General features: G+C 45.7%; 13 protein-coding genes. 3 read left to right on the top strand and 10 right to left on the bottom strand.

What is annotated here, in order from left to right:
- Positions 1–2 precede the first annotated feature (2 nt).
- Positions 3–1,376, top strand: coding sequence for a hypothetical protein (locus BCU12_RS23625; RefSeq protein WP_241909838.1), 1,374 nt, complete (start codon positions 3–5; stop codon positions 1,374–1,376).
- A gap of 191 nt (positions 1,377–1,567) precedes the next feature.
- Complete coding sequence (locus BCU12_RS13755) at positions 1,568–2,668, top strand: phosphatase PAP2 family protein (RefSeq protein WP_102404823.1); 1,101 nt, start codon at positions 1,568–1,570, stop codon at positions 2,666–2,668.
- A gap of 82 nt (positions 2,669–2,750) precedes the next feature.
- Here BCU12_RS13755 and BCU12_RS13750 read toward each other — a convergent pair whose 3' ends face one another.
- Entirely contained in the window at positions 2,751–3,671 is a 921-nt protein-coding gene (locus BCU12_RS13750) for a LysR family transcriptional regulator (protein ID WP_102404852.1), read from the bottom strand.
- A 138-nt stretch (positions 3,672–3,809) separates the two neighbouring features.
- Here BCU12_RS13750 and chrA point away from each other — a divergent pair, with 138 nt between their 5' ends.
- Positions 3,810–4,955, top strand: coding sequence for a chromate efflux transporter (chrA, locus tag BCU12_RS13745; protein WP_102404822.1), 1,146 nt, complete (start codon positions 3,810–3,812; stop codon positions 4,953–4,955).
- 83 nt (positions 4,956–5,038) lie between these two features.
- On the opposite strand, the gene BCU12_RS13740 is transcribed toward chrA, so the two are convergent.
- From BCU12_RS13740 to BCU12_RS13700, 9 genes are read right to left on the bottom strand one after another with little or no spacing between them, the layout of a single operon-like run.
- Complete coding sequence (locus BCU12_RS13740) at positions 5,039–6,067, bottom strand: tetratricopeptide repeat protein (protein WP_102404821.1); 1,029 nt, start codon at positions 6,065–6,067, stop codon at positions 5,039–5,041.
- 9 nt (positions 6,068–6,076) lie between these two features.
- A complete protein-coding gene (locus tag BCU12_RS13735; protein ID WP_102404820.1) occupies positions 6,077–7,021 on the bottom strand; it encodes a type II secretion system F family protein in 945 nt (314 codons plus the stop codon).
- A gap of 1 nt (position 7,022) precedes the next feature.
- Positions 7,023–7,991 carry a type II secretion system F family protein gene (locus tag BCU12_RS13730; protein ID WP_102404819.1) on the bottom strand — a complete coding sequence of 323 codons (969 nt, stop codon included), beginning with the start codon at positions 7,989–7,991 and terminating at the stop codon, positions 7,023–7,025.
- 12 nt (positions 7,992–8,003) lie between these two features.
- On the bottom strand, positions 8,004–9,482 hold the full coding sequence (locus BCU12_RS13725; RefSeq protein WP_102404818.1) for a CpaF family protein: 1,479 nt from the start codon (positions 9,480–9,482) through the stop codon (positions 8,004–8,006).
- A 17-nt stretch (positions 9,483–9,499) separates the two neighbouring features.
- Positions 9,500–10,717: an AAA family ATPase gene (locus BCU12_RS13720; RefSeq protein ID WP_102404817.1), complete on the bottom strand. Its 1,218-nt coding sequence runs from the start codon at positions 10,715–10,717 to the stop codon at positions 9,500–9,502.
- A gap of 11 nt (positions 10,718–10,728) precedes the next feature.
- The gene (locus tag BCU12_RS13715; protein WP_102404816.1) at positions 10,729–11,199 is read right to left on the bottom strand and encodes a TadE family protein; all 471 of its coding nucleotides are present in this window, start codon (positions 11,197–11,199) and stop codon (positions 10,729–10,731) included.
- Positions 11,196–11,627, bottom strand: coding sequence for a TadE family protein (locus BCU12_RS13710; protein WP_102404815.1), 432 nt, complete (start codon positions 11,625–11,627; stop codon positions 11,196–11,198). The genes BCU12_RS13715 and BCU12_RS13710 overlap by 4 nt, the downstream gene beginning before the upstream one ends.
- A 1-nt stretch (position 11,628) precedes the next feature.
- Complete coding sequence (locus BCU12_RS13705; protein ID WP_241909837.1) at positions 11,629–12,861, bottom strand: pilus assembly protein TadG-related protein; 1,233 nt, start codon at positions 12,859–12,861, stop codon at positions 11,629–11,631.
- A 17-nt stretch (positions 12,862–12,878) separates the two neighbouring features.
- Entirely contained in the window at positions 12,879–13,139 is a 261-nt protein-coding gene (locus BCU12_RS13700; protein WP_102404814.1) for a hypothetical protein, read from the bottom strand.
- Between the last annotated feature and the right edge of the window lie 6 nt (positions 13,140–13,145).

Genomic DNA, 13,145 nt, shown 5'->3' with positions numbered 1-13,145 from the left:
GTATGAATCAAATACAACTTCCGAATAGAATATTGCTCTCGGCGATATTCATCGGCTGTCTATTTTTTAGTTTTAACACCGTGATGACTCGTGGCGATTCATTGTGGATGTACGATTCTAAACGCCTTTTTGTCTGCGCGATCATCGTTGTTTTCTGTTTGGGGCTAGCCTTATTCAAAGAGCATCGGCTTCAATTCTGGTCCAGTTTCAAGACTATCTCGCCCTTATGCGGCATCTTGGTCATGAGCCTTCTTACGTTTGCTGCTATCGCGAACTGGCAACGGGTGTATGTTTGGACCTCTCAGGAAAACCTATTTTACATAATCGGTCTCTCCCTCGTTTCCGCGTGTTTAGTGCCTATCGTTCGCCACCATAGAGTGTTGGTTTATCAGTATTTTTCATGGATATCCATTTTCCTGTTTCTCTCTATTGGCTCGGTATTTTGGTTTCGAGCGTACATGCAACTTCCCGAATCGATTCATACCATTTTAAACCCTCGATTTATCAATCAAGTTCAGATTTGGCTTCTGATCCCTATTTTTTATCTCACGATCATCTGCACGAGAAAACACTACTACCACTATGCGATGCAAGCCGTCTGCGCCCTGAATGTCACCACTATTTTAGCCACCGACGCACAAGGTGTGGCGACTGTCGGCGTACTCGCCATACTCTTATGGGCATGGTTAGAAGCCAATTGGCGTAGAGAGATCATTGTACTACTGGTGCAGTCGATCATTTTCGGCTCGATCTTCAAACTCCTTCTCCTCTCTCCGGTTCCTGAATGGCTTTTGTATGGCAATGCCTTTACATGGAACACATTGAAAACAGAATCGTCTGGTCAAATTGAAATCTGGTTGGAAGCGTTTTCTCTGACGAGCTTTTGGGGGCTAGGCGGTGATTCATTTTTATGTATGAAAGAGAGTTTTTCACAACCGCAAAAATGGCCACAATGGACCCAAATCAGCTGGGGTGTTATCCCGCTATTCGCGTACATGACATTGTTGCTCTATGGTTTCTATTCGGTCATGAGAACGAAGAATCAAGTCGTCCGAGTGACAGGGCTAAGCTTAATGATTGGCCTTAGTTATGGTCTCGTGTCTGGAGTGTTAGATTCACCAATCAGTCAATTGCTGGCCGCTTTCAGTCTTTCTATGTTCTGGGCCAGCATAAAACCCGAGCCAAAGCTCATCTCTCACACCTCGTATTTTCAACACTTTGTTATCATGACTCTGTCACTCTTGTGCATCTTCTTTGTCACGAACAAGGTGAAACAGCGCGTCGATATCTACCCTCAAATAGAACAAGCCAGCCAATTAAAAACCCAATTGTGGTTGGGTTATCAATGTCTACTTCCTGAGACCCCGAACTCCTAATTAGGCTTTTATTTAGCGACTTTTGAGCCTTATTTTGCCCCTTCTTTTTAGACTTAGCTTCACGCTTATTTTCAGGCTTGGCTTCTCTAAACGAGCGTCATCACGACCTGATGAATGCCGTCGATGCTGAGTAATGTGGTCTATGCTAAATAGTACAGGGGCAGTTTGGCAGCAAAGGAGTGAGTCATACTATGGACGCAACGCCATCTAGAATAGATTGGAGAAGTCAATGGTCTGATATTAAGCTCGCACTGAGACAAGATAGAATTATCTACTGCTACGTGTTATTCACCTGTGTCAGCCTGTACCTGCTCTCACGATTCACGGATCATGACCTTGATATCAAGTACGACATTTTTTCCTATTTAAGAAGCTTGCTCAACATGTGCTACGTCTCCTTCCTAACCTGGAGCGTCTATTATTACTGTTACCTGCTTTATCACCGCGCCTCTCACCCTTTGGTCAAATACGTTAAAAAGATCTTTTCGTTTTTTCAGCCAATTTCGAAGGCTCTCTCTTTTATTTTACTGATCTTAGTGCTGAATTTTACGCTCTCTAGCTACACCTATTTAAAGACTATCATCCCCGACTTGCACCCATTTGAGTACGACCTTGCCTTCTATGAATTTGATAAGTGGTTGCATTTTGGCGTATCGCCTTGGGAGCTCACTCATGCCGTTTTTTCTCATCACTACGCGACTTTTGTGATCAACTTTTTTTACCACCTGTGGTTTTTACTCATGTGGGGCGCTCTGCTCTTTTTTATCATCGATAGAAAGTCCAAACGACTGCGAGACCAATACCTCTTGAGCTTTCTTTCTAGCTGGCTCATTGTCGGAGGGCTGTTGGCAACGATACTCTCTTCTGCAGGGCCATGTTACATGCACCTGCTCAACCCTGAACACACCTACTTTCTTCCATTGATTGACACGCTGAGAATACAAAGCCGAGAGTTAATGGAAGTGGGGTTTCCTCCTGTCTGGGCAATTGATGTACAAGACAGTTTGTGGCTGAGGCATCTCAATCGTGAGGGCGGTGTGGGAGTGGGAATATCAGCCATGCCAAGCATGCATGTTTCCATCGCGGTGTTGATGGCGCTCGGCGCCAGTCGAAAGAATAAATGGTTAGGGAGAGTGATGTGGGCCAATGTGGTGATGATTCAAATTGGTTCGGTGCATCTTGCCTGGCACTACGCGATTGATGGGTATGTCAGCGCCTTCGCGACCGTCTTAATATGGAAAGGCACAGGCATATTGCTGGATAAGATCGATAGCTTTTCTTCTCGCCATTAGACGCCAATGTACTCTCTGAACAGCGACGGCCTAAACGACTGCTGTGAGAGTGGCTACCACCTAAAACTGTTGCCTGACGACATTATCTTCGGCCTTTGCTCACCACCTCATAGACGAGTGTTCGTAACCAACGATTTTTTTCGTCTTGCTGTTTGCTGCTTTTCCAGAGCACAGAAATGTCAAAATCTGGCACCTCTATCGGTGGTGGTGTTGTCGTAAGATGATCGCGAAAGGCCTCACTTCTCGCCATAAGCTCAGGCACAATGGCAATCAAGCGTCGGGTATTCAACAAGCTGCGAATGGTTAAAAAATTCCTTGAAGCAACCGTCACTTGGCGTGTCATCCCTTGCTCTTTCAAACGCTTATCCACTTGAGTTGAAAGCCGACCATCAGCGCTCACTAGGGCATGGTCAATATTCGCAAATTGTTCTATGGTCAGCCGCCCCTTCACTTTGACTTGCTGCGGATCAAACAGGCAAACATGCTTTTCGGTGTAAATCTTCTTGGCTTCAAACGCATCATCGACCAGAGCAATACTGCCAATCACGGCATCCAGCTTTTCTTGCTCGGCAACACTCACGTAATTGTTTCTGTTCACATTGATAAAGCTCACTTGTGCTTTGGGTGCAAGGCGGCGAATCGAATCGTACAGCAGAGGCGCAAAAATAAACTCTGCGTAATCCGTTAAGCCAATTCGGCAAACGCCCGAATACATCTCAGGGTTAAAAGGCTCTTTAGAGAGCAACTGAGTTGAAATGGCATCAAGCAAGTGGTGTACGACGGGGGCGATTTGGTGCGCGTGTTCTGTCGCCTCCATACTGTGGCCTTTGCGCTCAAATAAGGGATCATCAAGCAACTGTCTCAATCGCGCTAGGCTATGGCTCATTGCTGATTGGCTGACGTGACTCTTTTCTGCCGCGACACTCACACTTCGATATCGATAAAGCTGAGAAAAAGTCACGAGCAAATTTAAATCGATGTTCTTCCAGTTGATCTCATTCATGCTCTGTTTACCCACTGATGCATCAAGTAATCCTATTTTATTCATAGATTAGATTAAATCTATCAATTTGAATCATTTTAGTTCATTTCGTACAGTAGCGACGAATTCAATCAATGAACACGCATGTAGAGAAAAGCGATGCTATCTATTTTTAAAATATTCTTTGCCTTAGGCTGGATAAGCTTTGGTGGGCCAGCCGCACACATTGGCTACTTCCGCAGTACCTTTGTTGAAAAAAAGAAATGGCTTGATGACAATGAATACGGTCAAATTGTTGCGCTCAGTCAGTTTCTTCCTGGCCCAGGTTCGAGCCAGGTCGGGTTCGCCATTGGCTATAAACGAGGTGGACTAGGCGGAGCCTGCATGGCTTTTTTTGGTTTTACCTTACCGTCTATTCTTATCATGCTTGCGCTTGCCGCATTAAGTAGCCAACTCACTGACAATTCCGTGTTCCAAAGTGTGATTCATGGTCTAAAGTTGCTCGCTGTGGTCGTGGTGGCGGATGCCGCGTGGGGAATGTATAAGAATTTTTGCAAACAGACTTTAACCGTCGGTTTATGCGTAGTGACCGCTATAGCACTCCTATTGCTACCCAGTATTTCAACCCAAATTGCAGTCCTTCTTATTGCCGGCGCGATTGGCATGCGTTTTTTAGCGAACACATCAGAACAACCGAGCAACACACCGTTTAAACCGGCTTTGTGGCCTCTGTTGCTTTTCGTGGGCTTGCTGTTCGGGCTTCCACTATTAAGCAACATGGCTCCGAGCATTGGCTTGTTTAGTGATTTCTTTCAAGCCGGTAGCCTCGTCTTTGGTGGCGGTCATGTCGTTCTGCCTTTGCTGCAAAACATCGTTGGCGACCAGATAACACCAGACGCCTTTCTAACCGGTTATGCCGCAGCGCAAGCCGTTCCAGGGCCAATGTTTACCTTTGCAACCTACATTGGCTACGAAATGCTGCCTGGAGCCCCTTTGCTTGGTGCAGTGATCGCGACGATTGGCGTGTTCTTACCAGGGTTTTTGTTGCTACTCGGCGTACTCAAAAACTGGCAACAACTGGCCAATAAGCCTCGTGTCGCAGGAGCCATCTCTGGGGTAAACGCCTCGGTTGTTGGATTGTTGATGGCAGCGCTGTACCAACCTGTTTTTACCAGTGCCGTCGTCAATGCGCTGGATATTTCATTGGTACTGATTGGCTTCTTTCTATTGAAGCAACTTAAATTGCCTATTGTTTGGATGGTCGCTTTCTTTATGCTCGCTGCCACTGCCACTGGGTTTCTCTAGTTTTTAGTTTCTTGTTTGTTCCTTTCCATCGCACTAAAAAGGAGAGCCTTGGCTCTCCTTTTTCTTTGAATAGACGTTAACCGCTATTCAGCTTTAACATCTATCGGCTCTTGCACCGTGTTCGCTCTCACCTCGGCTAACGCCCTCTCTAGGTTTTCATTCGCCACTTTGTAATACGAAGGCTTTTTATCGATAGCCTGCTGCAAGTAAGGAATGGCCTTGTCTGGCTTGCCTTGAAGAATCAAAAAGTAGCCAACGTTGTTGAGCGCTTCTGCCGCTTCCATTTGTCGCATAAACACATTGATGGCGCGTTTTATTTCCCCTCGGCTCAGATAAATAAGAGCCAAGTTGTTCTGTGCTTTTTCATTATTGGGCTCTTGCTCTAAGGCGGAAAGGGTGTACTTCAGCGCGGTTTTATAATCACCCGACATGTAATACGAGTAACCCGTATTGATTTGCACTTTCACCGAGCGAGGCTCAATGAGTAGTGCTTTTTTATAAAAGGCCTGAGCTAGGGTGTGATTGGCTTTAACATCGGTTAATACCCCTAGTCCCATATACGCAGTCACGGGAGAGTCATTATCAATCTGCAGTGATTCCACCTCTTCTGGTTTCACAAGATCATCTGGGTTGAGCGTGTTGCTGCTATTAAGTCGAACTTGATCGGCATTCAAAGCACGCAGAAAGTAACTGTACCCTAGCTCGACATCGCCCGACTTTGCGTATATGCCACCTAGATGCTCTAACACTTGAACATTATTAGGGTTCTCTTCCAGTGCAATGGAATAGGCTTTCTGAGCTAACGGTAAATTGCCTCGTGATTCATGTATGCGACCAATGTTGTAGAGTGACTTGTCATGATACTGCCCATCTGGAAACGATAGAGAGCGAATGTACTCGTAAAGGGCCAAATCTATATTGTTCTTGCTGAGGGCGATATCTCCTCGCATGATGGCTTCTTTTTCATTCAGTGGCGGGGCATCTGAGGTCAGCGTGTCCACAGGAAGACCATCATACAAAGCAGAATCAAAGCCTGGCTTTTCTGGCTCAGTAGCGCACGCTGTCAACATGAGTGATAACGTCATAACAACGAATCGCTTGTATCCTTTCATAAATACTCCTTATTTTCCTAACGTTGCAGTCAGACTCAGCATGGATGGCCCGATAGCAACGATAAAAAAGCATGGCCAGATAAAAAGTAGCAGAGGGAAGATCATCTTGGTCGGAATTTTTGCAGCGATCTCTTCGACTTCCTGATTGCGTCGATCCCTAAAGTCTTCGGTGTACTCTCTCAACGTCTGGGAGATACTGCCCCCAATACGAGATGAGTGCGCAAGCATCTTAACGAGACCGGTAATTTCAACCACACCAGTCCGTTCTACGAGATCTTCAAACGCATCTGACATTTCAACACCCGCTTTTATTTTCGCGCACACTGTATCAAGCTCATCAGCAAATTCAGGGTGAGAAATCATAAGTTCATCAGCGACCCTTCTCAGCGCCGAGTTAAACCCAAGACCAGATTCGGTACAAACCACCAACAGATCGAGTGCATCAGGCACTCCTCCTCGAATCTTGGATTGGCGTTTTTTCACAATACGGTTGAGCACAATATTCGGTAAGAATAACCCCGTGGCAATGCTCCCGATTATTGCCAACCTTAGATTTTTCAAATCTGGTGCGAAGTAATAGAAAGCCGCCGCCGCCATGAGTCCAATGATAAAACTGAAGATTTTTAACGCATAGAAAATCGTTAAGGCATCGGCATCATGGTAACCCGCATGCATCAATTGATGACGGACACTCTCACGCTCTTTTGAGCTTTTGGGCGTCATCATTGGCGCGAGCGACTCTAGAGTATTATCAATCTTGCTGTTCTTTTTCAGCTTATGGGAGTCGGCCCCTTTTCTTATCTCGTCCAGTTTTCTTTTTAGCGGCGACTTCACACCAAATACAATAAACGCAACCGTCATGACCGCCAGACTCGTTGAGACCATAATGAAACCCAAGAAGAAAAGCTGCTCATTCACTTCAAATTGGTTAAGTAGTTCTAGAAGGTGCTCCATGCTACACCTCGAAATTAATGATGTTTCTGATCCATATAGAACCAAAAAATAAGCTGACAATACCACCACTCACGAGTGTCATTCCTCGGGGGTCTTCGTAAAGTGGCTCCACATAAGTGGGATTGATGACCGACATAAAAATAAACAAAATGAACGGAGACAAAACCAGAATCCATGCCGATAAACGGCTTTCTGCTGAAATGGTTTTGATCTTCCGCTGCAATTTAAAACGTGCTCTTAATACGTGCGATACTTTTTCTAAGTTCTCTGAAAGGTTCCCGCCCGTTTCTTTTTGAAGTAGCACCGCACTCGAAAAGGCCAGCATTGACACTGTTGGTGTGCGGTCGGCCATTTGCATGATCGCCAAACGCATATCGTAGCCATAGTTCAGAAGGTTAAAGGTATTTTTAAACTCAATACCAATGGGCGCAGGCATTTCATTGCCCACCTCGTTAAAGGCTTGTGTGACGGGTTGCCCGGCTTGCAACATTCGACGCATGATATCGAGCGCGTCAGGTAACTGCTCTTCAAACGCGGATAGCCTTTGAGATATTTTACGTTGAATCATCATGTGCATGAGCACCCAGGTACCACAGAAAGAGGCAATTTCAACGAACCAAGGCTGACCAATAACAAGCAGTATCAACGTGGAGATAGTGGCGATTAAGAAAGTCACGGTCAGCGTTTGAGTCAGAGACCAGTCATAGCCCGATAACTCAATGTTCTTTTTCAGACTGGAAAAAATCTTTATCTGAACCAGTTTCCTATCCGTTGGCGTCAGGCTTTTCAGATAATGCTCATGTAACAGTGAACGGGTTTCTTCATCTAAATTGGATTGTGACTCTTTCAACCTTTGTGAAAGCTCTTTGTGTTTCGCTTTGCTACCTGCGGCGGGCAGTATCAATGCCTGGGAGATAAACACCACGGCAAAAAAGAGCAGTACATAAAAGAGCGTCGGATCTTGTCCCATGACTTGCCACTCCTATTGGTATGTCTCGTTAAAAATCTCGAAGGGCATATGCAGCCCTTTTTTTGACAATTGATCATGGCACGCGGGCACAACACCGGTTGCGGTGAAATAGCCGATGACTTTGCCATCTTCATCCATTCCTTGTCGTTGAAACTTAAATATTTCCGACATGGTGATGACTTCACCCTCCATGCCATTGATTTCAGTAATGCTGGTCATTCGACGCCCACCATCTTCTTGACGTTCCATTTGCACAACCAAATGGATAGCCGAGGCGATTTGAGAGCGTAGGTTTTTGGTCGAAATATTCCACCCCGCCATCGAGAACATGTTCTCAACTCGGCTCAGCGCATCTCGTGGAGTATTGGCGTGTATGGTGGCTAGAGATCCATCATGCCCCGTATTCATGGCGGCTAGCATGTCGACGGCTTCACTGCCCCGCACCTCTCCAAGAACGATTCGATCTGGCCTCATACGGAGCGAGTTTTTCACCAGATCCCGCTGAGTAATTTCACCTTTGCCTTCCAGGTTTGCTGGGCGAGTTTCCAACCTCACAACATGGGGCTGTTGCAACTGAAGCTCGGCGGAATCTTCTATGGTGATGATTCGTGCGTCACTAGGAATAAATCCAGAGAATATGTTTAATGTGGTGGTTTTTCCTGAGCCTGTCCCGCCAGAAATCAAAATATTTAGCTCACCATGAACGGCGGCTTCAACAAACTTCGCCATCGGTTCCGATATTGAGTTATAACCGAGTAGGTTTTCCATATTAAGTTTATCAACGGCAAATCGACGAATAGAAACAGAAGGCCCATCTAGCGCTAAGGGAGGAATAATCGCATTAACACGCGAACCATCGGCCAGTCGTGCATCTACCATTGGCGAGGCTTCATCAATACGACGCCCAACCTGGCTAACAATTCTATCGATTATATTTCTAAGGTGACGATCATCGAGAAAGGTATAAGGAGTGGATTCAAGCTTGCCTCGACGTTCAACAAAAACACTTTTCGGCCCATTGACCAGAATATCAGACACCGTTGAATCATGAAGCAGCGGCTCGAGTGGACCAAGGCCAAAGACCTCATCTTCAATTTGTACAATGACACGTTTTCGACCTTCAGCACTCAATGCATGCGTTTGATCATCCGCCATCAATTGAACAATGGCGTCATGCAAATCTTTCTTTGCACGCTCTTTTTCTAGGCTGGCTAATAATCCTAAATCTAAGGTTTCGAGCAGACGTTGATGATAGTAATGCTTGGTTTCTAATTCTTGTTCGAGCTGCTTTTTCGCATCATCAACCGCTTTGTCTCTGTCTTGTATCTCTCTGGCTTTGCGCTCAGCAATATTACCCGAGGCGTCATCATGTATCGCGTCGCCATACTCATCGGTAAGCGCTTGTTCACCTACGGATTCATCAAAATTATGCTCTGCATTCGCCAACTTTTCTTGCAATTCAGGGTTAATATTTTTTCTTTTAAAAAACATCCTAGTTCCCTATTCCATTAAGAAAACAGACTCTTAAACCAACCTTTCTTTTGCTCTGGTTCTGGCATCATGGTCAACGTAAATTCCACCACGGATTTGGCTAAAGCAGTCTTTCTTTTCGATTCAATAAATGGTCGACCTAAATTGGCACTTTCAATCGCCACTTTGAAATCGTTTGGAACCATATGCACTTTGACTCCCACTATGGTTCCTTCAATATCTTTTAGCTTGATCGACTGACGTTTTTCATAACGATTGACTACGACCTCTAACTGCTCTTTGCCTATACCGAAATCTAATGCCAATAACTTAGCAATTCGAGTGGTATTTTTTATCGACACCAAGTTTTGCTGAGTCACCAAAAACACTTTAGTGACAGGTGCTAACACCGGAGCAAACAGTCGGTCTATTCCCCTTGAAAGGTCGACAATCACATATGGATAAAACTCTCTAAGTATAGGTAGCAATTTATTTAGGTGCTTCGCTTTATCGTAATTATCATGGGTGTTTTCATGCTTAAAACCGAGCACATGCAGCCCTGAAGCGTGCTTCGTGACAAGACTTGCAAGAGAGACTTCATCCAAGTCAGAGACACTGGCTATCGCATCAGAAAGGCTGTACGGGGAAGAGACGTTAAGGTAGTCCTCGATCACTCCAAACTGCAAATCAAGATCGAGAAGTAAGACTTTGTCTGGAAATTCTTTTGCTATGGTCATCGCGGAATTTAATGCCAACGTGGAGGCACCTGCACCACCTTTAGAGTTAACAAACGCATACATCTCACCAAGATCGCGATTGGCGATCTTCTCTTCCGCCACGTTTTTCAACATAGGAATAAGAGAATCAATTTCTGACTTATCAGACACAAAATCCGCGGCGCCGATTCGAAGCGCAATTTTGAGCGCACCGTTATCACTTTCATTACCGAAAACAATCAGTGACGCTTCGTAGCCATCGGCAACCGGGCCTTCGTACTGCTGAAGTTCGACAATCTTCTGAGCCCAATTTGGCCCTGTTTCAACAAAGATAAGATCGGGTGCGGTAAATTGAGCGAGGTTTGCTACCACAAGGCTATGTAGAGATATGGTCTCGAAACTAATACTTTGGCATTTCGCCAGCTCTTGACTTATATGCAATTGAAATCGATCACTGGAATAAAAAACCCAGACATTAAGGCTGGTTTTCAACCTGATCTGTTCGCCATCGTTTCTGGTTAGCTTCACAGCTTCTCCCATAGATTGTCCCTCTAACAGTCTGTGTCTGTCGTCGAACCTCTAATTTCTCCTAAGTTCTCTCTTGGCAAAATCGTTTCAAAGCTTGGTACGGCAATCACACCCTGCATAAACGACAGTAAGCCAGAGAACTGGTAGTCAAAATCAACCACTTCCGCTCGAACATACCGAATAGTTAAAAATACATCCTCATCCGCAGTAGGATCACCAACGATGGGCGTGCCCGTGCTGTCTAAATAATCTAACGACAAGTTAGTAGCAGTAAAGCCACCCGGTGCGTTGCTAGGTACTGCTAACGCAGGTATGTCGTCCTGATCACTCACGTTGCACACCACACCAAGCCTAGCGGCAACTCGGGTCATTTCATTGATCAGTTGGAGAGAATACATATAGCGTCCAACTTCAATGACCCCCAATATTAAAACCAGTAACGCCGTTGAAATGAGGGTGAACTCGATAATAGTGATCCCCGAATCTCTTCTCATGGCGCCGTCCTCATCATGGCTGACGTATTCAGCGGCACACCAAAATTAAAACCTGAAGAAAACAAGCTCGTTATAGGAGTATAGGTATGATTTATCGTTACTGTGACATATTGATTTGCATGGACGATCGAAATGTCACTTGGGGATAAGCCATTGATTAATGCGCTGCTTGAGTCACCAATGGCTGTGGTGCCATACACCACCATATTTTTAATCTCAGTTTCGTCCGCGATTTGATCATAGGTAGCCGTTCCCGTGACTTCCGTGGTCGCGTACCTCGCGCCATTTCGGGCCATCTTATTAAGCGTGTTGTATTCAATCAATGCATTACCAAACTCAGTGACCGCACCAATAATTAGCAATAAAACAGGCACGGTAATAAGAAACTCAACCGCCGCTATCCCTCTTTGTTTCATAGGCTTATTCATATTAAGACTCCGTACTCAAAGGGTCTTTATAAAGCACTATTTTGTAAGGCCCATCAGTATCATCTCCCTGACCCGGTACGCCACCGGTGACTGTACAATCTTCTATGAACTCACCAAATACAGGTTGTTTACTACCATTGCTGGTTGGCGCTTCTTGTAGCAAGAAAAAGCAGCCAATGGCTTCAATGTTAAAGCTTGTTGTACCACCACTCGCGGTGCTGCAATCAACAACAGGAATCGGCAATATTCGACGCCCAACTTGACCGCCTTGATCGATTCGACAATCCGCATCTCCAGAGCAATCTGGTAGCGCTGCTTCATAATCTGTGTAGCCCCACGGTTGCCCGCTATCACCGGAAGTATCGTCATAGGTAATCACACCCGCATTGTCCATTGTGGCGGGGTTCACGGGCTGCCTGATGTAGACATCTGAAGGATGGTCGGTGGAACTTACGCCACCACCACTGTATTGATCAAAACGAGTATTCAACCCCTGTCCAACTGGCCCAACAGAGTTACCCGGCTTGGTTGTTACGGGATCATTGATGTTGATGGTCTCATCAAAGCCGCCTGCGAGCGCGTCTCTCACCGTATTGGCACCGGAGCCAAAATCCAAAAGCTGGAAGTTCCCTGCTCCCATTTCACTCTGGTTTTGATCTGCTAATTTGAGCGCATACACCTCCCCTTCGTCGTAGCCATTGGTTCCAGTGTCATCGCCTTCACACACAGCAATGGGGACAATGTTTGCTAATAACGGTTCAGGAGGACTCGGGCCCGCGACTGCACTGGCTGAGATTTCTTTTGACATACCAAACATTTGAACAAAAAATTCTTCAAGCTCGTAGCCGGAAACCGATATTCGAACGAACGTATCTTCCGTTGCAGTATATCCAGCATCTGGGAATGTCGTCGGGTCATTGGAGTATTCAACCGTTATGGTTGCAGAAGAAAAATCCATCTCAGCGTTGCCTGTCGCACTCGCGACATTGGTGAATGTGGTATTGGCGACGGCCGTTGCTTCAGTCGTCGTTCCATCATTGTCGATGACCAAGGCAGCCGCTAAAACGGCGGCATCCACCCCGTTCTGTAAACGTGTCTTGTTCATCAATGAGTGGTTAACATCGATCGACAACGCGGCAACACCAATCAAAGCGGCCATCGCTACGGTGACCATGACTAACACTAACCCTGACTGGTTCCCCCTATTTCTAATAATTCCATTACGTACAACCATCTTGCAGTCCTTAAGGGCTATTGCGCGAACCCATCTAAAACTTGACTATTGGTGCCTTTCAAACTGTCACTTTGTATCCCTGTATAGGTTTGATAAGCCCCTTCCATTCTTTCACCACTGCCTAAAGGTATGACTGATTCGTTTTCTTTCGTTGCATTCGGGTTATACACTTGCTCTGAGCGCACACTGGCAACGTGATGCCCGAGTCGCGCTTCATTGGCACAACCGATTAATACTCCGACGCCCAAAAGGATGATCGTTATTCTTATCGTATTCATGTTGCT

Source organism: Vibrio sp. 10N.261.55.A7, from assembly GCF_002877365.1.
GTDB lineage: Bacteria > Pseudomonadota > Gammaproteobacteria > Enterobacterales > Vibrionaceae > Vibrio.
Note: the sequence above shows the minus strand (reverse complement) of the source record. Positions and strands in the feature narration are given on the sequence as shown.

Coding starts and splice junctions, on each gene's coding strand:
- BCU12_RS13720 (WP_102404817.1), bottom strand. CDS start 10,717: ATGGGAGAAGCTGTGAAGCTAACCAGAAACGATGGCGAACAGATCAGG.
- BCU12_RS13710 (WP_102404815.1), bottom strand. CDS start 11,627: ATGAATAAGCCTATGAAACAAAGAGGGATAGCGGCGGTTGAGTTTCTT.
- BCU12_RS13750 (WP_102404852.1), bottom strand. CDS start 3,671: ATGAATGAGATCAACTGGAAGAACATCGATTTAAATTTGCTCGTGACT.
- BCU12_RS23625 (WP_241909838.1), top strand. CDS start 3: ATGAATCAAATACAACTTCCGAATAGAATATTGCTCTCGGCGATATTC.
- BCU12_RS13715 (WP_102404816.1), bottom strand. CDS start 11,199: ATGAGAAGAGATTCGGGGATCACTATTATCGAGTTCACCCTCATTTCA.
- BCU12_RS13755 (WP_102404823.1), top strand. CDS start 1,568: ATGGACGCAACGCCATCTAGAATAGATTGGAGAAGTCAATGGTCTGAT.
- BCU12_RS13705 (WP_241909837.1), bottom strand. CDS start 12,861: ATGGTTGTACGTAATGGAATTATTAGAAATAGGGGGAACCAGTCAGGG.
- BCU12_RS13730 (WP_102404819.1), bottom strand. CDS start 7,991: ATGGGACAAGATCCGACGCTCTTTTATGTACTGCTCTTTTTTGCCGTG.
- BCU12_RS13725 (WP_102404818.1), bottom strand. CDS start 9,482: ATGTTTTTTAAAAGAAAAAATATTAACCCTGAATTGCAAGAAAAGTTG.
- BCU12_RS13735 (WP_102404820.1), bottom strand. CDS start 7,021: ATGGAGCACCTTCTAGAACTACTTAACCAATTTGAAGTGAATGAGCAG.
- BCU12_RS13700 (WP_102404814.1), bottom strand. CDS start 13,139: ATGAATACGATAAGAATAACGATCATCCTTTTGGGCGTCGGAGTATTA.
- BCU12_RS13740 (WP_102404821.1), bottom strand. CDS start 6,067: ATGAAAGGATACAAGCGATTCGTTGTTATGACGTTATCACTCATGTTG.
- chrA (WP_102404822.1), top strand. CDS start 3,810: ATGCTATCTATTTTTAAAATATTCTTTGCCTTAGGCTGGATAAGCTTT.